The organism is Pontibacter chitinilyticus (genome assembly GCF_039748935.1).
GTDB lineage: Bacteria > Bacteroidota > Bacteroidia > Cytophagales > Hymenobacteraceae > Pontibacter > Pontibacter chitinilyticus.
Map to the genome: position 1 here is coordinate 613,642 of NZ_JBDIZJ010000002.1, position 19,407 is coordinate 633,048.

At 51.8% G+C, this 19,407-nt stretch carries 18 protein-coding genes; 4 read left to right on the forward strand and 14 right to left on the reverse strand.

Going from position 1 to position 19,407, the window contains the following annotated elements:
- Window positions 1-89: 89 nt before the first annotated feature.
- Window positions 90-1,589, forward strand: a complete 1,500-nt coding sequence (locus tag ABDW72_RS06155) for a M43 family zinc metalloprotease (RefSeq protein ID WP_347157587.1) — start codon at window positions 90-92, stop codon at window positions 1,587-1,589.
- Window positions 1,590-1,701: 112 nt separating this feature from the next.
- Here the strand turns inward: ABDW72_RS06155 and ABDW72_RS06160 are convergent, their stop codons facing one another.
- The 3 genes from ABDW72_RS06160 to prfA all read right to left on the reverse strand — a co-directional run bounded on the left by ABDW72_RS06160 (window position 1,702) and on the right by prfA (window position 4,750).
- Window positions 1,702-2,133 carry a secondary thiamine-phosphate synthase enzyme YjbQ gene (locus ABDW72_RS06160; protein ID WP_347157588.1) on the reverse strand — a complete coding sequence of 144 codons (432 nt, stop codon included), beginning with the start codon at window positions 2,131-2,133 and terminating at the stop codon, window positions 1,702-1,704.
- A gap of 45 nt (window positions 2,134-2,178) precedes the next feature.
- The gene (locus ABDW72_RS06165; protein ID WP_347157589.1) at window positions 2,179-3,549 is read right to left on the reverse strand and encodes a hypothetical protein; all 1,371 of its coding nucleotides are present in this window, start codon (window positions 3,547-3,549) and stop codon (window positions 2,179-2,181) included.
- A 124-nt stretch (window positions 3,550-3,673) separates the two neighbouring features.
- Window positions 3,674-4,750, reverse strand: coding sequence for a peptide chain release factor 1 (gene prfA, locus ABDW72_RS06170; RefSeq protein WP_347157590.1), 1,077 nt, complete (start codon window positions 4,748-4,750; stop codon window positions 3,674-3,676).
- A 302-nt stretch (window positions 4,751-5,052) separates the two neighbouring features.
- Between prfA and ABDW72_RS06175 the strand changes: the two genes are divergently transcribed.
- Together ABDW72_RS06175 and ABDW72_RS06180 are read left to right on the forward strand one after the other, a co-directional pair.
- Complete coding sequence (locus tag ABDW72_RS06175; protein ID WP_347157592.1) at window positions 5,053-5,373, forward strand: thioredoxin family protein; 321 nt, start codon at window positions 5,053-5,055, stop codon at window positions 5,371-5,373.
- A 6-nt stretch (window positions 5,374-5,379) separates the two neighbouring features.
- Complete coding sequence (locus ABDW72_RS06180; protein ID WP_347157593.1) at window positions 5,380-5,622, forward strand: DUF6952 family protein; 243 nt, start codon at window positions 5,380-5,382, stop codon at window positions 5,620-5,622.
- Between the two features lie 74 nt (window positions 5,623-5,696).
- Here the strand turns inward: ABDW72_RS06180 and ABDW72_RS06185 are convergent, their stop codons facing one another.
- The 8 genes from ABDW72_RS06185 to rbfA all read right to left on the reverse strand — a co-directional run bounded on the left by ABDW72_RS06185 (window position 5,697) and on the right by rbfA (window position 15,113).
- Entirely contained in the window at window positions 5,697-6,308 is a 612-nt protein-coding gene (locus ABDW72_RS06185; RefSeq protein WP_347157595.1) for a TetR/AcrR family transcriptional regulator, read from the reverse strand.
- A gap of 138 nt (window positions 6,309-6,446) precedes the next feature.
- Window positions 6,447-7,133: a carotenoid biosynthesis protein gene (locus ABDW72_RS06190; RefSeq protein WP_347157596.1), complete on the reverse strand. Its 687-nt coding sequence runs from the start codon at window positions 7,131-7,133 to the stop codon at window positions 6,447-6,449.
- A gap of 2 nt (window positions 7,134-7,135) precedes the next feature.
- Window positions 7,136-8,620 (reverse strand): 1-hydroxycarotenoid 3,4-desaturase CrtD, encoded by a 1,485-nt coding sequence (crtD, locus tag ABDW72_RS06195; protein WP_347157597.1) that lies wholly within the window; start codon window positions 8,618-8,620, stop codon window positions 7,136-7,138.
- 58 nt (window positions 8,621-8,678) lie between these two features.
- On the reverse strand, window positions 8,679-9,125 hold the full coding sequence (locus ABDW72_RS06200; protein ID WP_347157598.1) for an SRPBCC family protein: 447 nt from the start codon (window positions 9,123-9,125) through the stop codon (window positions 8,679-8,681).
- A 149-nt stretch (window positions 9,126-9,274) separates the two neighbouring features.
- On the reverse strand, window positions 9,275-12,196 hold the full coding sequence (locus tag ABDW72_RS06205; protein WP_347157599.1) for a DEAD/DEAH box helicase: 2,922 nt from the start codon (window positions 12,194-12,196) through the stop codon (window positions 9,275-9,277).
- Between the two features lie 399 nt (window positions 12,197-12,595).
- Window positions 12,596-13,819: an ABC transporter permease gene (locus ABDW72_RS06210; protein ID WP_347157600.1), complete on the reverse strand. Its 1,224-nt coding sequence runs from the start codon at window positions 13,817-13,819 to the stop codon at window positions 12,596-12,598.
- Window positions 13,820-13,883: 64 nt separating this feature from the next.
- Window positions 13,884-14,693, reverse strand: a complete 810-nt coding sequence (locus tag ABDW72_RS06215; RefSeq protein ID WP_347157601.1) for a class I SAM-dependent methyltransferase — start codon at window positions 14,691-14,693, stop codon at window positions 13,884-13,886.
- Between the two features lie 21 nt (window positions 14,694-14,714).
- Window positions 14,715-15,113: a 30S ribosome-binding factor RbfA gene (gene rbfA / locus ABDW72_RS06220; protein WP_347157602.1), complete on the reverse strand. Its 399-nt coding sequence runs from the start codon at window positions 15,111-15,113 to the stop codon at window positions 14,715-14,717.
- 102 nt (window positions 15,114-15,215) lie between these two features.
- Here rbfA and ABDW72_RS06225 point away from each other — a divergent pair, with 102 nt between their 5' ends.
- Window positions 15,216-16,622, forward strand: coding sequence for an LTA synthase family protein (locus ABDW72_RS06225; RefSeq protein ID WP_347157603.1), 1,407 nt, complete (start codon window positions 15,216-15,218; stop codon window positions 16,620-16,622).
- 156 nt (window positions 16,623-16,778) lie between these two features.
- Here the strand turns inward: ABDW72_RS06225 and rpiB are convergent, their stop codons facing one another.
- From rpiB to glyA, 3 genes are read right to left on the reverse strand one after another with little or no spacing between them, the layout of a single operon-like run.
- Entirely contained in the window at window positions 16,779-17,216 is a 438-nt protein-coding gene (rpiB, locus tag ABDW72_RS06230; RefSeq protein ID WP_347157605.1) for a ribose 5-phosphate isomerase B, read from the reverse strand.
- Window positions 17,216-18,064 carry a twin-arginine translocase subunit TatC gene (gene tatC, locus ABDW72_RS06235; RefSeq protein ID WP_347157606.1) on the reverse strand — a complete coding sequence of 283 codons (849 nt, stop codon included), beginning with the start codon at window positions 18,062-18,064 and terminating at the stop codon, window positions 17,216-17,218. The genes rpiB and tatC overlap by 1 nt, the downstream gene beginning before the upstream one ends.
- 29 nt (window positions 18,065-18,093) lie before the next feature.
- Window positions 18,094-19,368: a serine hydroxymethyltransferase gene (gene glyA, locus ABDW72_RS06240; RefSeq protein ID WP_347157608.1), complete on the reverse strand. Its 1,275-nt coding sequence runs from the start codon at window positions 19,366-19,368 to the stop codon at window positions 18,094-18,096.
- Window positions 19,369-19,407: the final 39 nt, after the last annotated feature.

Consider the following 19,407-nt stretch of genomic DNA (forward strand, 5'->3'; position numbering starts at 1 on the left):
TTATTCCATCCTACTTACGCTCAGTCATTTAGAAATTCAGTATCTTGTGTAGCGAAGCTTTTCCTGTTTATTTATTATCCTAAGCTTTCATGCGCAGCTTTACCCTGACCGGCTTTCTCGTTCTGTTCCTGTCCATATCGGCCTGGGCACAAAGCACGCTATTGCCCAATAAAGGCCGTAACTGTGGTACCGAATCCTTTAAAACTGTTCTGCAGCGGCAGTATCCTAAATTCGCGATGATGCAGCAGCAGGCAGCGCAGGCCATTAGCCAGGCGCTGGAGGCCCGGCCAAAGGGGCAGCAACTGCAGCAGGCAGCGATCACCATACCAGTGGTATTCCATGTTGTGTACCATACTCCCAGCCAGAATATTTCAGAAGAACAACTCTTTTCACAACTGGCTGTGCTGAACGCCGACTTTAACAGGCAAAATGCCGATACAGCTGCTACGCCTGCCTATTTCCGGCCGTATGCTGCCAGCACAAAGGTCGTCTTTTGCCTGGCATCTGTTGACCCTGACGGTAGTCCGACGAACGGCATTACCCGCACCTATACGACCCAATCTAGCTTCAGCACGGGTTATGACATGATGTATACAGACACTGGTGGCGAGGACATATGGAACCGCGACGAGTACCTGAACATCTGGGTTTGTGAGCTGGCAGATAACGTGCTGGGCTTCGCCTCTTCGCCAGGCACCCCCGCCGACGTAGATGGGGTAGTGCTGCATTATGCTTCCGTTGGGGCAGCGCCAGCCAACAAGTACCAGTGGGCTTATAATGCCGGCCGTACCGCCACACATGAAATCGGCCACTGGCTGGGCCTGAAGCACATCTGGGGCAACGGCTCATCCTGCACGGACTCTGACGGAATAAACGATACTCCCAGCCAATTGGAACAGAACAATGGCTGCCCCGGCGAAGCGCACATTTCCTGCGACAACGGGCCTTATGGCGACATGTTCCAGAATTACATGGATTATACCGACGACGCCTGTATGAACCTCTTTACCAAAGGACAGGTAGCTTACATGCGCAGTGTAATAAGCAGCGTGCGCCGCCCTTTGCTTAGCTCCTTGGGCTGCACCAACACCCTGCGTGCTGATTTTGAGGCGGCCGAGCTGCGCGATACGTTAACGGTAGAAGGCAAAACTGTAGCTTTTAAAGACGCCTCGAGAGGGGTGCGGGCTACCTCCAGGTTGTGGGAGTTCGAGGGAGGCACTCCTGCCGTTTCTACGGAGCTGGCCCCAAGCGTCACTTATCCTGCTTCCGGTAAGTATAGCGTGCGGCTCACCATCACGAATGGCGAGCTCAGCAGCTCTGAAGCAAAAGTAAAGTACATTCATATCACCGTTAAAGACCTGGAGGTATATCCCAACCCGGCCTCAGATATTATCATTATTGAGCAGGCAGCCCGCATTGCCGTACGCCAGGTGCAGGTATTTAACCAACTTGGCAAGCTACTGCTATCCGCTGCAACGCATGACCGGGTACTACGACTTGATGTGCACCAGCTTCCGCCCGGCGTTTACTTCCTGCACATCACCAGCACGTATGGTGCAGTCGTGAAGAAAGTTACCGTGGTGCGATAGGTCAGGTCAGATGTGGGATGGGGTTTAATGGCAAAGCAGCTTTCGTATTGCTACCAAACAACTTTATACTTGCATTTACCTCTGGCTCGTGCGTGTAGCGGGGTAGCTATACCTAATCTTCACCACTTGCTCCCTGCAAGGTAACAACCACTGTGCGCTTGGAAGCATGATCGCGGTGTTCGCAGAGGTAAATGCCCTGCCAGGTACCCAGGTTTAGCTGCCCGCCAGAAATTGGGATGGACACTGCACTTCCAAGTATGGCCGCTTTCAGGTGCGCCGGCATGTCGTCCGAGCCTTCTGTGGTATGGCGGTAGTAGGTTTGGTTTTCCGGCACCATGTGGTTGAAATGGCTTTCAAAATCCTGCCGCACTGTGGGGTCTGCATCCTCGTTTATCGTTAAGCTGGCAGAAGTATGCTTGATAAATACATGCGCCAGGCCCACTTCTATATCCTCCAGCTCCGGTAGTTGCGCCACCAGTAGGTCGGTGATAAGGTGATAACCCCGCTTTACAGCCGGCAATCTAATCTCTTTCTGAAACCACATAATGTTAACAGGTAAACAATGGGAAGCCCTCTAATTGTACATGCTTTAATCTATGATACGTTCATACGCGCCAATGTCCGGTTTGGTCGCATTCCGGGGTTTGCCGGGCAGGTCGGTGGTAACGCCGGGCAGCCTTTGGGCGGCGCCACTGGCCGGCGATAAGGTATCTAGGCGGAAGTTGGCTTTTTCGGGCAATTTGAATTTAGGCGCTGTGTTCAGAATGTTGCCGTTCTGGTTTAGCTGTTCCTGATAAGCCTCCGTGCGCAGCAGGTTGTTGGCGATGTCTACTGTAGCATCGGTTCCGACATCCAGCAATATTTCATCTCTCATCCCTTCAGAGTATATGATGGAGTTCAGCAGCCGCAGCGCCGTCGGCTGGTCTTTTACATCGGTACCCGGAATATAGTCTGCCACCACAAAGGCCGGCACCTCTCGCGGCAGCCGGTTGCCATAGTTCACGATGGTAGAGTATAGCACTTCATACTTGCCACCGCCTAAGCCACCGAAACCATACGCACCGCAGTTGTAAATGAGCGTGTTCACCACCTTCACCTCCGACGTATAACCCACAATGCCAGCCTGAAACGCATTGGCTACCACACAGCCCGTCACCAGCGTTCCGCCTTTTCCGGGATTGCCAACCCGAAGTCCGTAAAGCGTATTCCGGATATCAGCATACCTAATCTCGTTATCGGCACTTTTTGTCAGGATGCGGATACCTTCCCATTGCCCCGGCGCCGTTTTGTACTCCTCTTCGCGACGGTAGCCACGAAAGCTTACCCGCTCTTCCGGCGTCCCCTCCACCAGCAGGCGCCCATTTACGAGCAGCACGGCTTTGCTGCCAGCGTAAAGGTGCGTGCCCTTGGGTATAGTTAACGTAGCGCCTTCCCGCACCAGCACTGTGTCAAGCAGCACGTGCGGCTTGTCGTTAGGCCAGGTAGTGGTGCCGAGCACTTCTTTGCGATGGAAATACGCATTTTGCCCGTAAGCCACCAGTTTCACATTTTGCTGCTGCCCGTTGGTTTTAAACAGGATAGAGTCAGCCACCAGAAAAGGCAGGTGCACATCCGACGGATCAATGTTAACTTTCACCAGCACATACAGGCTGTCTTTGCCCCGCAGCTCCAGGTCGTTTACCACAGGGCTTTGCTTGCCATTGATGATAAGCTGGTAGGGCGAAGCGGCAGCCCCAGCGAGCATGATTTCGGAGATGCGTACAGCTTTCTGGTTGGGGTTAAAGACCTTCAGGCGTTTGGTAACGCTGCCTTGGCTTACAAAAACCGTATCAAACAGCACCGTATCACCGGAAAACTCCAATACTGCGTTAGGGTCTGTCGTAATTACCTCATCTTCCGGCTCGCAGGAAAAGAGGGAGAACAGCAGGAGTAATGGAAGTATGGCGAGCAGGTATTTCAAAGTGTAAATCTGAAGATGAGCGAAGAGGAAAAGTACCGCTCAACAAGTTAGCAATAAAAAAGAAAAAGGATGCAGCCAACGGCACACATGTCCGGCTGCATCCTTTTATACTATATCTTACGCTTTATTCGGCTGCGGCACCTTCTTTCAGGCGTTCTGCGTTTTCGGCAATGCGCAGCTCTTCTACAAAATCCTCAATTCCACCATCCATTACGTTTGGCAGGTTATACACGGTGTAGCCAATGCGGTGATCTGTTACGCGGCCCTGCGGATAGTTGTAGGTGCGGATCTTATCTGAGCGGTCGCCGCCACCTACCATGCTCTTGCGTTGGGCACCTTCGGCTTCCTGCTTCTTGGCCAACTCAATTTCGTAGAGGCGCGAGCGGAGTACCGCAAGCGCTTTATCAAAGTTCTTTAGCTGCGATTTCTGGTCCTGGCACTGCGCTACGATTCCTGTCGGAATGTGCGTGAGGCGCACAGCAGAGTAGGTGGTGTTTACCGACTGACCACCTGGGCCCGAAGACATGAACAAGTCTTTGCGCACGTCGTTCATATCAATCTCCACGTCGAGTTCCTCCACCTCAGGCAGCACCACCACCGAGGCAACGGAGGTATGAATGCGGCCCTGCGTTTCGGTAGCCGGCACGCGCTGCACCCGGTGTACACCCGACTCAAACTTCAACTTGCCATACACGTCTTCGCCCGACATGCCGACGATAATTTCCTTATACCCTCCGGAAGTACCTTCCGTAGCATCGATCAGTTCTACGCGCCAGCCCATCTTTTCAGCAAAGCGGCTATACATGCGGTACAGGTCGCCGGCAAAAATAGAGGCCTCGTCGCCACCTGCACCCGCGCGAATTTCCATGATAATGTCTTTGCTGTCGTTCGGATCTTTCGGGATCAGGAGCTCCTTTAGTGCTTCTTCCATCGCCTCACGCTGGGGCAGCAGCTCGTCGAGCTCCTCCTTGGCCATCTGGCGGAAGTCTTCGTCTTTTTCTGTGGCAATTACCTGCTTGGCATTGTCGATGTTGCTCAGGATATTCTTATACTTCTTGTATTCAATAACAATCTTGTCGAGATCCTTGTACTCTTTATTCAACGTCTTGAATTTCTTCATGTCGCTGGCCACGTCAGGCTGGATGAGCAGCTGGCTTACCTCTTCAAACCGCTGATTTATGGCTTCTAACTTATCTAACATCGTACGTGTGTGGTTTTAGGCTGCAAAGATACTACTTTTGCCCTGTTTTTATGTAATACATTTTGAGCGAAAAAGAGGTGCACCCATCGTAATTCTCTCTTTTCTATAACTTTAGTAGCTGCTGATATAGTTTCCTGCCGCAGTTGCCGTATCGTTTAATTTATACTTGGTTAAACAATTCGCTGCGGCCAGATGTTATCACAGGATAGAATAAGCTGCATATTTGGCTTGAAACATTTACTTTTGAAGCCAGTATGTTTAAGTGCGTACCTGATTTAAATGAACAAAATAAGCGTAACATTATGCCTGTATTAAAAGCAACCGATGCTGATTTTAATAGTGTATTAACGAGCAACCCCAAAGTGGTTGTAAAATATTATGCCGACTGGTGCGGTAACTGCCGCCTGTTCGCCCCTAAGTATAAGCGTATGTCAGACGACGATGCGTTTACGAATGTGGCGTTTTTAGATGTAAATGCAGAACAGAACCCCGAAGCCCGCAAGTTGGCGAACGTAACCAACCTGCCCTTTTTCGCTATTTTCCAGGATGGTAAGCTGGTAGACTCTGTAGCCGCCAGCAAAGAAGAGGCCGTACGGGACCTGATCCATAAATTAGACGTTTAGAACCTTATGAAAATACCTGCTATCAAAAAGCTCGTGGAGAGCTATACGCTGGATGAACTCATGGCAGCCGAAGGCGCTATTGTAGAAGAACAGCAGCCTGCCATAGCCATAGAGGGCGAAGATGAAGGAGAGCAGCTCACGCATGCGCTGGCAGCCATCTGGATACTGAATGACATGCAAGACAACGGCAACGATTTTAAAACAAGCCTGCGCCAGTATACGCAAAAAGTGCGCGTATCTATTAGCTAGCCTGTTTTACTTATAACATAACGGCCCGATATGCTAATAATAGTATAGCGGGCCGTTTTTTTTCGAAGCTGGGGCTACATGTTGTTTTTAGCAAAAAATTCTTCGGCTAGTTTACCGCCTGCTTCCGTGCAGATACCCCGCACATAGTATAGGTAAATGCTCCGGAACACTTCGGCCAGGTTGTAGCGGCTGGGAGGGAATACAGCAGGATTGATCATCATGAAAAACTGCTCCAGCAGGATCTTTGTTACCAGCTGGATGTTGATGTCTTTCCGGAAGTACCCCTGCAGAATTCCTTTGTTGATGATTTCGGCATTCAGATGCTGGTTATAGTTGATCAGGAAATCTGTGCTGATGGCCCAGGAATCCGGGTAATGATGCTGCAGCTCCTCAATCATAACCGGATTGATCTCGCCCAGCTTTTTGATGCCGTTTTGTAACAGCAGCATGATCTCCTCTACCGGGTTGCTGGCTTTGGCCAGTATGCGTGCCTGCTCCTTTTTCTGCTCGGCCACATCAAATAATGTAACCTGCTTTACCATTTCTTTTTTGCTGGAGAATAGCTCCCGAAAGGTAGAGGTGCGGATATCCAGTTTTTTTATAATATCTTCTTCTGAGTTCGCTTCAATACCCTCTGTCTTGAAAACGCGCAGAATTTCCTCTAAAATAGTCTCTAAAAAAGTCATATTATGGCTAGCTCCCGTGTTTTCTGTTAAGCGGGTATAAAGATATAGTTATAAAAGAACAATGGCTATATGCCGGATGGAAAATTGCTGCCCTAATCCTGCAAATGTGATTATTCTTTTACCTGCGGGCAACTATGTTTAAGTATGCCAATACAGGCCCACAAAGAAAAGCAGCTGGACCAGGTAGACATACAGCGCCATTGGGTTGCGTTTGATAGAAGGAACATTTCGGAAGTATAACTGTAACAGGCAGGCAACGGCAAACCAGCCTACATAATTGGAAAGCGGAATATACCCGCCGCGCCAGCTCCAGAAATCATACTGCATCGCTACCGGCTCAATAAAGTAATCGAGCAGCACCATCAGCGCAGCACCCAATACCGCTTTTACAAGCCAGGGCCACGGAGCATAGCCGCTGATCTGGCCGGTAACGTACACCAGCATCAGCCAGTTGAGCCCGATAAGCAGGGGCACCTCCCACAGCTTTGTGCCCAAAGCAGCACCATAGCTATAGTTGCCGAACAGCAGCCCTGTGTGCACGCCTACTGCTTCTGCCAGAAAGCCGACGCCAAAAACGACTACTGCAAAAAGCAGGAACTGCCTGCTCCAGCGGCTGTGGAAACTAAAAAGCAGCACGTTGGTAAGCAGCAGGTTTAATGGGGTGAGTTGCTGGAAAGAAACCGGATCGCCACTATACAGCAGCCCCCAGAAGCCTACCGCATGGAAAATAACCAGTATAGCCACTGCCGCAGGTAGCGCATACTTGCCATACTTTTGCCGCGCTGTAGAAAAGGCAGCAGGTGCATTTTGTGTGATCTCGGTCATACTTACAGGCTCTCCTCGCGCTGAACGTCAGGCACTAAATCTCCTACAATTTTAGCTGAAAGCAAGCATAGCGGTATGCCACCGCCCGGATGTACGCTGCCCCCGCAGAAGTATAAGCCTTCCAGATCGGGGCTGAAATTCGGGTGCCGCAGAAAAGCAGCCATCCGGTTGTTAGAACTGCTACCATACAACGCACCTGCAAAAGAAGAGGTGCGGCTTTCTATCAGCAAGGGGTCCAGCACCTGCTCCTGCTCCAGCAACGGCTCTATTTCTGTTCCGAGCATGCGGCTGAGCTTTTGCAGCACCGTTTCACGTGTAACAGCTACCAGTTGCTGCCAGTCCTGGCCCTGGTGGTGGGGTACGTTCACCATCACAAACCAGTTTTCGCGGCCGGGCGGCGCATCTTCCGGTTCCAGTTTAGAGGTGATGTTCACGTATACTGTTGGATCAGGGCTGATGGTCTTCTGTTTAAAGATATGATCAAATTCGGCTTTGTAGTCGCCGCTGAAAAAGATGTTATGCAAGTGCAGCTCCGGAAACTGGCGTTTGATACCCCAATAAAAGATCAGCGCCGAGCTAGAGCGCGGCTGCTGCAGTGTTTTCTCCGGCGCCGGATGGTCTGCCAGGAGGCGCCGGTAGGTGGGCACCACATCCATGTTGCTGACGACCACTTCGGCACTATAACTCTCGCTGCTGCTCTGCACACCCAGCACCTTGCCTCCAAGTGCCAGTATCCGCTCAACGGGTTCGTTATACTTAAAAGTTACTCCCAGTTCGCCGGCTAGCTTTACCAAGCTGCTGGCAATAGCATAAATGCCCCCTTTCGGGTAAAAAGCGCCAATGTTATGCTCCAGATGCGGAATAATGTTGAGTGTGCCTGGCGCCTGATACGGGTCGGAGCCGTTGTAAGTGGCAAAGCGGTCGAGGAGCTGTACAAAGCGGGCATCTTTAAATTGCCGGGCATTGGCCTGGTGCATGGTAGTGGTCAGGCCCAGATCGGGGAGGCAGGCAAGCGTTTTGAGCACATCAGGGCTGAGGTAGGTATCTAGCTTGTGCAGTGATTTCTTCAGAAACGTATCGGCAGTACCCTGGTACAAGCGGCGGCTTCGGGCCAGCGCTTTCAGCACCTCCTGCTGGGGCACGCCTAGCTGCCGCTCTGCCTCACTGGCAAACCGCTCCGGTGCCGCATAGGCCTTCAGGCGGCTGCCGTCTGGCCAGAAATAATGCGTGATGGGGTCAAGGCGGGTATAGGTAAAGTAATCGGCAGGTGTGCGGCCAGCCAGCGCAAACAGTTCGTCCACTAAATGCGGCAACGTAAACAGCGACGGGCCGGCATCAAAGCGGTAACCGCCCAGCCAGAACTCGTGCATCTTGCCTCCAAAGCTCTCGTTGGCCTCCAGCACGGTTACCTCGTACCCTTTCACAGCCAACCGTACAGCTGCCGCAATTCCGCCGATACCCGCTCCCACAATAACTGCCTTCTTCATACTTGCCTATACGCTTTTATACACTCTGTGCTGTAACTGGTGGTGCAAGAGAAAGGTTTTAAGTTTTTACGCGCCCAAACACCTTCCTATACACCGGTTTGCGCATGCCAAACTGGGCCAGCATGAGCGGGTATAGCAGCAAGTCGAGCCCTTTATAGCCGGTGCTATAGGTGATGATGTCGTGGACCGTAGCGCCGCTGCCGCGCTTACTTACCTGGTGCCGGTGGTGCCAGTAGCGCAAAGGCGGCGGCAGTTCCTGGCCCTGGTCTATAAAATAAGCTTCGGTATCAGTTATACTTCTTTCCAGGATGCGGCTGGTCCAGCGGAAGGATTTGAAGCCGGTTTGCAGTTCTACCGCCACAATGTCGCCGGGCTCAGAGCCATCGAAGCGCAGCAGCTTCAGGCGCGGATAAGGCGGCGAAAGCTTCCGGAACAGCTGCTCGTCAAAAGCGTGGAACACTGTCAGGTAATCTTGGGCTACTTGGGTTTGCAGGTGGAGGCGCATAGGCTTGAACTGTCAGACGCCCGCGGGTGCAAGCTCTTTCTACTTTAACCAGGCACCGTAGCGAAAGTTATACTTCAGGCAAAAGAAAAGCCGCTGCTGTTATCGTGGCAGTGGCTTTTTTATACTTTCTCCTGTACGCACGCCACTTCCTAGCTCAGCAGGTTATCAATATCCTCTTTGGTAAGGCTTTTGATAATGGTTTCGTCGGTGCTGATCAGGTCGGTTACGAGCTGTATCTTGCGGCTCTGCAGGGCCAGTATCTTCTCTTCTACAGTGTCTTTAGTGATGAATTTATAGGTGAACACGGTGTTCTGCTGCCCAATGCGATGGGCGCGGTCTACGGCCTGCGCCTCCACGGCCGGGTTCCACCAGGGGTCAAGTATAAACACGTAATCGGCTGCTGTCAGGTTCAGGCCCACACCACCGGCTTTAAGCGAGATCAGGAATACCTGTATACTCTTATCATTCTGGAAAAGCTCTACCTGCTCCTGCCGGTTTTTAGTATTCCCGTCCAGGTAAGCATACGTAATCCCTCTCTCGTCCAGCGCGTGCCGTATAATATCGAGGTGCTTCACGAACTGGCTAAAAATAAGCACTTTATGTCCTTTCCCCACTACGTTCTTCGTCATCCGCAGTATTTCCTTCAGCTTGCCCGATTCCCCTTCGTAGCCGGGGTCTGTCATCAGCGGGTGATTGGCAATCTGCCGTAATTTGGTGAGGCCCTGCAACAACATAAACTGCGTGTTGCCCGGCCCGTGCTCCTCCAGGTTCGTCAGAATCTTATTGCGGTAGTAGGACTTGGTTTCCTCGTAGGCGTGCTCCTGCTCCTCTGTCATTTTGCAGAAGGTGGTATGCTCTATCTTGGCGGGCAGTTCCGTGGCTACTTGCGATTTGTGCCGCCGAAGTATAAATGGCTTGATGAGCGCATGCAGCTTACGCGTTTTCTGCTCGTCCTTCTCCTTCTCAATCGGTTTTAAAAACTCCTTCCGGAAAAAGTGCTGGTTGCCCAGCAGCCCGGGGTTAATAAACGACATCTGCGACCATAGGTCCATGGTGCTGTTCTCCACGGGCGTACCTGTAAGTATAAGCCTGTGCCGCGACTTGAGCGAGCGTACCGAGCGCGAGGTGTTGGAATCCGGGTTTTTGATCGCCTGCGATTCGTCCAGAATGATATAGTCGAAGTAGTAGGAGCGGAGCAGTTCGGCATCCAGGCGCACAATGCCATAGGAAGTCAGCACCACATCATACTCCTGAAACTGCGCTACTTTTTTATCGCGGTAGGTGCCAGTATAGTTCAGAATGCGGAGGCCGGGCGTAAATTTCTGTGCCTCGTTCAGCCAGTTATACACCAGCGAGGTTGGCATCACCAGTAGCGAGGCCGAACCGGCTCCCTGTTCTTTGCGGTGCTGTAGCATCGCCAGCGTCTGCACGGTTTTACCCAGGCCCATATCATCTGCCAGGCAGCCGCCAAACTTATAATTCTGCACAAAATGCAGCCAGTTATAACCTGCCTTCTGGTAAGGGCGCAACTCTCCCATAAAGCCGGCCGGCAGCGGCTGGTCTTCTATAGCATCGAACTCCCGCAACTTCTCCAGTTTCCGGGTAAGCGTCACCGTCGCCAGGTTGCCGTCCTGCAGGTCGTTTACCAGGGCCATATGGTGCTTTTTAAGCGTCAGGTGTTCCTCGCCTTCCGAAAAGGCAAACAGCTCGATGTACTGCGTGAACCACTCTTCGGGTATAATGGCGATCTGTCCGTTGGGCAGCTTGTATTCGTTATTCTTGGTGAGAATATGATGCTTGAGTTTGATAAAAGGAATAGAGAACTCGCCGAAGCGCACGGTTCCGTAAATATCAAACCAGTCGTTAGTTTCAGTGATGCCTACCTGCACCGATACCTCACCGATAAAGTAATTCTTACCATTTTGCAGCCCCTGCTGCACCGTAAAGCCGAGTTGCTCCAACTCGTGCAGGTTGCTGTTTAGCCAGGCAAACGCTTCGCTCTTGTCCAGTATGGCCCGGCCACTCTTCACTTCCAATGCCCGTTTGCCGAGCTCCTTCACAAACTCCTTCTCATGGTTCACATCGCGGATAAGCTTGTGAAACACGTATGAGTCCGGGGTTTTTTCCATACTTACACTGATGCGCTTGGCCTCCTGCGTTTGCACCAGGTAATCGCCATACTTAAACGAAAGGTCGAACAGGATCTTGTCGCTTATTACCGCACCGCGCTCCGGCTTGGCTGTTGCCAGCAAGGCAGGCGCTTCCGAGCTGCTTAACTCCGTAAACGTGAGAAAAGGGCTTGGCTTATACTTCTCGGCCCTAATATCGAAGCCTTTGGCGTGCACATCAAACGACTCTACCAGCGGCGCCACAAATTTGCTGTAGTAGTTCTCTTCCACCGAACGTGGCACTACAATAAACTTCTTGTTCAGGAAAGGCTGCAGCTTTTTACCGTCTACAGCCTTCTCAAAGCTGTAGACCACGTCATCCAGCAGCAGCCAGGCGGGTTCGTAGCAGATCAAGGCAGCGTTGCGGTACTGGAACTCCAGCTTTTGGCCGGCATACTTTAGCGTGGGGAAGTAGTGGGTATTGTCGTCGTTGCGCATGAAGTGGAACAGCACCGTGGCACGCTCCGGCGCAATGCGGATCTGCTTCCAGGTGGGCTCCCCGTCCTTGCCCATAATAAAGGTTTGCTTGTTGCGGAGCAGCTCCAGAATTTTACCCATACGCCCCTGTATGTAATGGCTGATCCCATCCTGCAGGGTTTTATCGCCTTTTTCGGCATCGTATACTTTCAGGAAAAAATCTACCGGCGATACTTTCTTGGGCGAGAATTTTTTCAGCACAGCGTCCTGCTGCACCTGGTCTATCAGCGAAATGAGCTTGAAATCATTGGCATCCAGGCGGGAGGCGAACTCCTGGGCATTTTTGGCGGAGATGTTCTGGTGCTGGAGCGTGAGTTGGCCTTTGGTGTTGATCTGCACCACAAACGACTCAAACAGGTAACCCAGGTACTCGTGCTCAAACAACGAGTATATCACCTGAAAAGGCTGCGTGGTGTATACTTTCATGCCAAAGACAATATTAGGACTTCAAATATATGTTCAAGCCAGCTAATATCCTATAGGAATGCTTGCTTTTACCCAAGCCACAGGTGCTGTCTGCTAAATCTTTTTAGCAACAGCAAACCAGCATAGTTGTTTCTACAAACAAGGCAGTCATACGTCCTGTCCGTGCACCGGCCTGACCCTGCAACGGCAACAGCATGAAAACGCGAGGTATAACCTGAGGCTACAAGTATAAATTCTGCCATTCCGCTACTGCTCATTTGGACACGGATGTCCCTGGCAAGCGTAATTCCAAACACAACTGTCTGAAGCAGCTATAGGTAAATTTCTGGGAATGATTGCTAGTGCACGACTGGGCAGGTCGCAACCTGTACCTACAAAAGGGAACGGGAGAGATGACCGCTACAGGTTATCGGTGACAGACATGGCGGCTGCTTTGCGGGCCGGCCGGATGGAAACCAGCAACGTGATGATGACAATAGCCAGGCCGGTGAGCACGAAATCCTGCACGTGCATTTTTACCGGGTAGGCTTCTACCACCGAAGTGGCCATGCCCATACTTACTAACCCGAACGTTTCCTGCAGGTTGCACACCAGCATGCCGGTGGTAAGGCCGTAGGCTGCTCCGATGCAGGCCACCAGCGCGCCCTCCAGCAAAAAGATGTTCCGGATGGTATTGGCGGTCGCACCCATAGAGGCAAGTATGGCGATGTCCTTCTTCTTGTCTATCACAAGCATGGAAAGGGAGAAGAAGATGTTGAGCGATGCGATGAACAGGATAAAGGCAAAGGTGACGAACACGAACAGCTTTTCGACCTTTACAGCGCGTAACAGGCTGGTGTGCTGCTCATCGCTGTTCTGCACCTTAAACTTGCTGCCCAGCACCTCCTCCAGCGACTGCTTTACCTTATCTGCCGTAAAACCGTCCTCTACTTTTATCTCGAGAGAGGTGCGGCGGCGGCCATACTCCAGTAACTGCTCTGCAAAGTTGAGGGGCACAAAGACATAGGCATCGTCGTACTGCCGCTCTATAGCGAAAATACCGCCAGGCGCAATGTTCAGGCTGTTGAAAGCGCCTTCGGGGTTCAGCGGGTCGAAGCGGGTATTGCGCGGGTAGAGGAATTGCAGCGGCACAAACTGGTTGGTAGGCCGGATGGAGAGCTGGTACTGCACCCCACGCCCCACCAGCGCATAGTACGTATCGTTCAATATCAGCTGGCTGTGGCCTTCTACTACGGCCGAATCAATCTTATTTTGCTCAAAGAAATTGTCGCTTACGCCTTTCACCTTCACCACCATCTGACGGTCGTTGTAGCGCAGCAGGGCATTGTCTTCGATCACCTCCGACACCACCGCCACACCAGGTGTATGGCGTATGCGGTTCATAAATTCGGTATCCGTCTCAAACGATTTACCTTCTACCGCTGTGATCTTCAGGTCGGGGTCAAAGCTGGAGTAGATTTCCCGGATCAGGTCTTCCAGGCCGTTGAACACGGAGAGCACTACGATCAGCGCCATTGTGCCCACAGCCACCCCAATCATGGCGATGTTGGAGATAATGCTGATGATGTTCCTCTTCTTTCTGGAGAAGAAATATCGCTTCGCTATCAGAAAAGGTACATTCATGCTTTTGTTGGTCGTTGCACGTTAGGCGTTGCTCGGGGTTGCGTTATTTGACTGGATTGCTAAATCACTTCCAAGCTTTCACAATCAGGCCAGTGCCAGACGGATGCTTGCCATTTACGTCCAGCCAGTTAAGCAGTAAACTGAACGGAAAAGTAACCAGGTAGTAAAACGGCAGCAGTATAAAGAAAATTTTAGAAGTATTCAGCAGCAGCATCGGGTACTTCATGGACAGACGCCAGGAGATCTGCCCCGGTTTACCATAAGAGTAACGTGCTTCTACCTTCCGGAAACCTGCCAACTTTAGTTTATCCTGTATCTCCTGGATGTTATAGCCATCGCGCACGTGCTCTTCTATAAAAGATGTTTCATCGTCGCCATGCACATCTGAGCCACCCTGGTCAGAAGGGGTGGAGATGAGCAGCATACCGCCGGAGCGCAACGAGGCCTGGAAGTTCTTGAATACTTCCACGTCCTCCAGAATATGCTCCATCACATCTACAGACAGGATAAGGTCGTAGCTGTTCGGCTGCCGGTATTGCACCAGGTCGCCGATGCGGAACAGCACATTGTGGCGGTCGATGGCCCGCATAAACTGGTTGCAATCCGACACCTGCTCTTCTTTCACGTCCACGGCCAGTATGTTCCACTTCGAACTCATACCAGACAGGTAATACGTATACTGCCCAAAACCGGAACCGGCATCTAAAATGTGCAGCTCTTTGTTGCGGCGGTCTTCGGCCCAAGTGCGCAGTTCTTTGTGTACATGCCAGGTGCGCAGCAGGAGCAGGTCCAGCAGGTTGTAAAACACACGGCGCAGGAACGGCGTTCTGTTAAATACATCGCCAAGTACCCGCTTGATCGGATCGTAGTGCATAAAGGGGAGGAGAAGCTAAAGCTAGTCGTTAGGGTATATTTCATCGTCCACGCCCTTGTTTTCGCCGGCAGGGGGGATGTCGAGGTCATTAAAGAGGCTATCCATGCGGGCAGCATAAGCGGCGCTGTCGTCTAGGTAAAAATTGAGCTCCGGAATAACGCGCACCTGGTTTTTGATGCGCTGTGCCAGCAGGTGGCGAACGGTTTTGGTGTTTACGCGCACCTCCAGCAGCACGGCCTCTGCGTTAGGCGCCATCATCACGCCCAGGTATACACGTGCCAGGCCCAGGTCCGGCGATACACGTACCACGCTTACCGAGATATAGGCTCCATTAAACAAATGGGTGGTCTCCCGCTGAAAGATGTCTGCCAATTCCTTCTGAATCAGGCGCGAGAATTTCTGTTGTCTTTTACTTTCCATACGAAGCTGCAAATATCATATTAATTTCGCATTTTTACCCCAAAAGGGCCTTACTCATTTCAGGCAAGGCAAATGTCATGCTCCTTCTAACACCGTCTACCTTTGATTAGTTACTTCCGCAGCATACTCCCTTCCCGCTTACTTCTGCTGATTTTGCTTTTTCTGGCCCTGCAGGTGCCGCTGCTGCTGGCAGGTGTGCCGGCTACAATACCCGAACTGCTGCACATGCTGGTAGGCGAGCGCATGGCCGACGGCTTTGGCATGTACCGCCAGATCTACGACAATACGGCCCCGCTGGCAGCCCTCATCTACTGGGTAGTGGATTTGCTGGCCGGTCGCTCTTTCCTTGTTTACCGGGCAGTAGCCCTGGCATTGCTCCTCTTGCAGGCGCTGCTGTTCAACATCACCCTGAACCGCCACAACGTATATGCCGAAAAAAATTACCTGCCGGCGCTAATCTATCTTACACTTAGCAGCCTCTCGTTTGAGTTCAGCATGCTCACGCCGCTGCTTATCGGCAATACGTTCCTCATCCTTTCGCTGCCCTATATTGTCACCATGTCGCGGGAGGGATTTGAAAATAACCGTTTGTTTGTAGGCGGCTTTATGATAGGCCTGGCTGGCCTAAGTTACCTCCCACTGGCATTGTTCCTGGTAGTTGGCCTCTTCGCTGTTATTTTCTTTGCCTCCAGCACCTTCCGCAGCTCCATGCTCATGCTGTGCGGCTTTGCTTTTCCGTATGCCGCGGTCATAACTTATTACTTGTACATCGGTGCGCTCAACGAGTTTGTGCTGCTACATCTGTTTCAGCCGTGGCACTTTCAGGTAAGTTTTATACTTGCCCCCGCCGACCTGATTAAGCTGCTGGCGCTGCCGGCGCTGGTACTGGGGCTTTCGCTGCTGGCAATGCTATCGTTGCCGCAACGGCTGGTGTTCCAGGTAAAATTTGAGCAGGTGTTATGGGTATGGCTGGTGATGAGCCTGGTGATGGTCTTTAGTCGCCGGGAAATTTCGGCGGGTACGTTTGTGGTTATGTTGCCGCCTATTGCTTACTTCAGCGAGTTTTTTTTTACCTCAGCCCGTAAGAAGTGGGTGCTGAACCTGGTGTTCCTGGTGGTACTGGCCGGGGTGCTGCTGCTGCGTTACCGGCAGCTTCTGGGCCTCGACAGGTTCCTGAAAATCAATGAGACCGCCCTGCTATTACCCGACAATACCCCGGCCCCGAATATAAACCACACCACCGTGCTGGTACTTGGCAATGACATCAGCTATTACGCCCATAACAAACCGGTTACACCTTACCTGAACTGGCAACTGGCACAGCGCGATTTCAGGCATCTCTCTGAATACCAGACTGTGTTTGATATTTACAAGAACATGCAGCCGGAGCAACCTGCCTATATCATAGATAAAGCCGGACTCATGCCCACCCTGCAGTACAAGCTGCCGGCTGTGTTTGGCAAGTATAAAGCCACTACTTCCGCAGGTGTGTACGAGCGTGTCCGGTAAGGCGAGTTATACTTGCAGGTTGATGCTTTCCTTCGTAGGGACAGGTCGCGACCTGTCCCTACACATACCCGAGAAAACAACAAAGCGCTTGCTGCAGCCTTAAAGGGCTGCAGCAAGCGCTTCTTTCTAAGTATAACCTACGTAAGTATAAACGGCTTAGCAGTTCACTATTTTGTCTACGCGGGTCTGGTGACGGCCTCCTTCAAAGTCCGTGCTCAGGAACGCGCGCATCATGTCGGTTGCTTCCTGCTCGGTTACGAAGCGGGCCGGAATGCAGAGCACATTGGCATTGTTGTGGCTGCGGGCCAGTTGCGCCAGTTCTGTATTCCAGCACAGTGCAGCGCGTATGCCACGGTGTTTGTTAGCCGTAATGGCTACGCCGTTGCCGCTGCCGCAGATCAGAATGCCAAAATCAGCCTCTTTGTTTTCTACAGCGCTTGCCAGCGGGTGCACATGGTCCGGGTAATCTACTGATGCGTCAGAATCAGGGCCAAAATCCTGCACCTGGTGCCCCAGCTCTGCCAGCACATCTTTTAACATGCCTTTGTAAGTATAACCTGCGTGGTCGCCGCCAATTGCAATTTTATAGGCCATTATGCTTGTGTGTTTTCTTTGTTCAATCGTTTAATGTCGCTGTTGCGGATGTGCCTGGACACGGCTATACTTACCTCATACAGCATTAGCAGCGGCAAGCCTACCATCATCTGGCTGATCACGTCTGGCGGTGTAATGATCGCTGCCACGATCAGGATCACCACAATGGCATGGCGCCGGTATAGCTTCATGATCTCAGGCGTCACCAGTCCCGCTTTGGTCAGGAAGAACACGATCACCGGCATCTCAAACATAAACGCGCAGGCCAGGCAAAGCGTGGTGAGCGTGGAGATGTAAGAAGACAGGTCGAACTGGTTGGTGATGGAAGGATCGACCTGGTAGCCTGCCAGGAAGTTGATGGAGATAGGCGCCACCAGGAAGTAGCCGAAGCACAAGCCCATCAGAAACAGGATAGACACGAAGAATACTGCTCCGCGTGAGTTTTGGCGCTCCCGCGTATATAGCCCCGGGCTGATAAAGCGCCAGATCTCCCAGAAGGCATACGGGAAAGCACACGCCAGACCAATAATGAGAGAGCTCATGATGTGCATGGTCAGCTGCCCGCTCATCTCACGGCTCTGGATGGTGAAGCCCAGCTTATCGATGCACAGCGAAGAGGAACCCATCTTCTGGCCTAATTCACATAGTAAGCGGTAGCTCAGGAAATCAGGCCGCGACGGCCCCAGGATGATATCATGAAATACGAAGCTCTTCGCCAGGAAAGCGATGGTCGCAAACACAACGATAGATCCTACTGCCCTGATGATGTGCCATCTCAGTTCCTCGAGATGGTCCACAAAGGACATCTCTTTCTGCTCTTTTTCCTCTTCAATAAAAGACTGATCCATCTATCGGGTGTGCTATACGTGGTAGTTTTTTAGTATGCGAATAACGGATACTGCTGCATCCAATTGTTAACCTCCTGGCGCACTTCCCTGATTTTGGCTTCGCTGTCGTGCTGCGTCAGTACGGTGTCAATCAGCTCAACAATATGTTCCATATCATTTTCTTTCAGGCCGCGCGTGGTAATAGCGGCGGTACCTACGCGCATTCCGGACGTTACGAACGGCGACTTATCATCAAAAGGCACCATGTTTTTGTTAATGGTAATATCGGCCTGTACCAGCGTATTCTCAGCCAGTTTGCCGGTGAGCCCTTTGGAGCGCAGGTCGATCAGCATCATGTGGTTGTCTGTGCCACCGGAGATGATCTCGTAGCCACGCGTTAAGAAGGCTTTGGCCATACTTTGTGCGTTTTGCTGCACCTGCTTGATATAGTTCAGGTACTCATCCGACAGTGCTTCGTAGTAAGCAACGGCTTTGGCAGCGATCACATGCTCCAGTGGCCCTCCCTGGGTACCTGGAAATACAGCGCTATCCAGCAGCGACGACATCATGCGCACCTCGCCTTTTGGTGTTTTCAGGCCAAACGGGTTTTCGAAGTCTTTACCTAGCATGATCATACCGCCACGGGGGCCGCGCAGGGTTTTATGAGTAGTTGTGGTTACAATATGGCAATGCTCAAACGGACTGTTCAGCAGACCACGAGCGATGAGGCCGGAAGGGTGGGAGATATCTGCCAGCAGCAGCGCGCCTACTTCATCGGCAGCTTCGCGTAGTTTTTTATAGTTCCAGTCGCGGCTGTAAGCCGAGGCACCGCAGATGATCAGCTTCGGACGTTCACTCCGTGCCTGCTCCACTACTTTATCCCAGTCGATGAGGCCGGTTTCTTTCTCTACACCATAAAAGGAAGGCTTGTAAAGCTTGCCCGAGAAGTTTACCGGTGAGCCATGGGTCAGGTGGCCGCCATGCGACAGGTCAAAGCCCAGAATCTTATCGCCGGGCTCGAGCACGGCCAGCATAACGGCGGCATTGGCCTGTGCCCCGGAGTGCGGCTGCACGTTTACCCAGGTTACCCCGAAAAGCTCCTTTGCCCTGTCAATAGCCAGTTGCTCTGCCTGATCTACGATCTCACAGCCGCCATAATAGCGCTTACCGGGCAGGCCTTCCGCATACTTGTTGGTCATTTCGCTGCCCATGGCACGCATTACCTGCTCCGAAACAAAATTTTCAGAAGCAATCAATTCTAGCCCGTGTATCTGGCGGGCTTTTTCTTTGGCAATGAGGTCAAATATGGCGGTGTCTTTTTGCATCGATTCCGTGGTTTAGATAAAGCGCTCAAAATTAAAGGA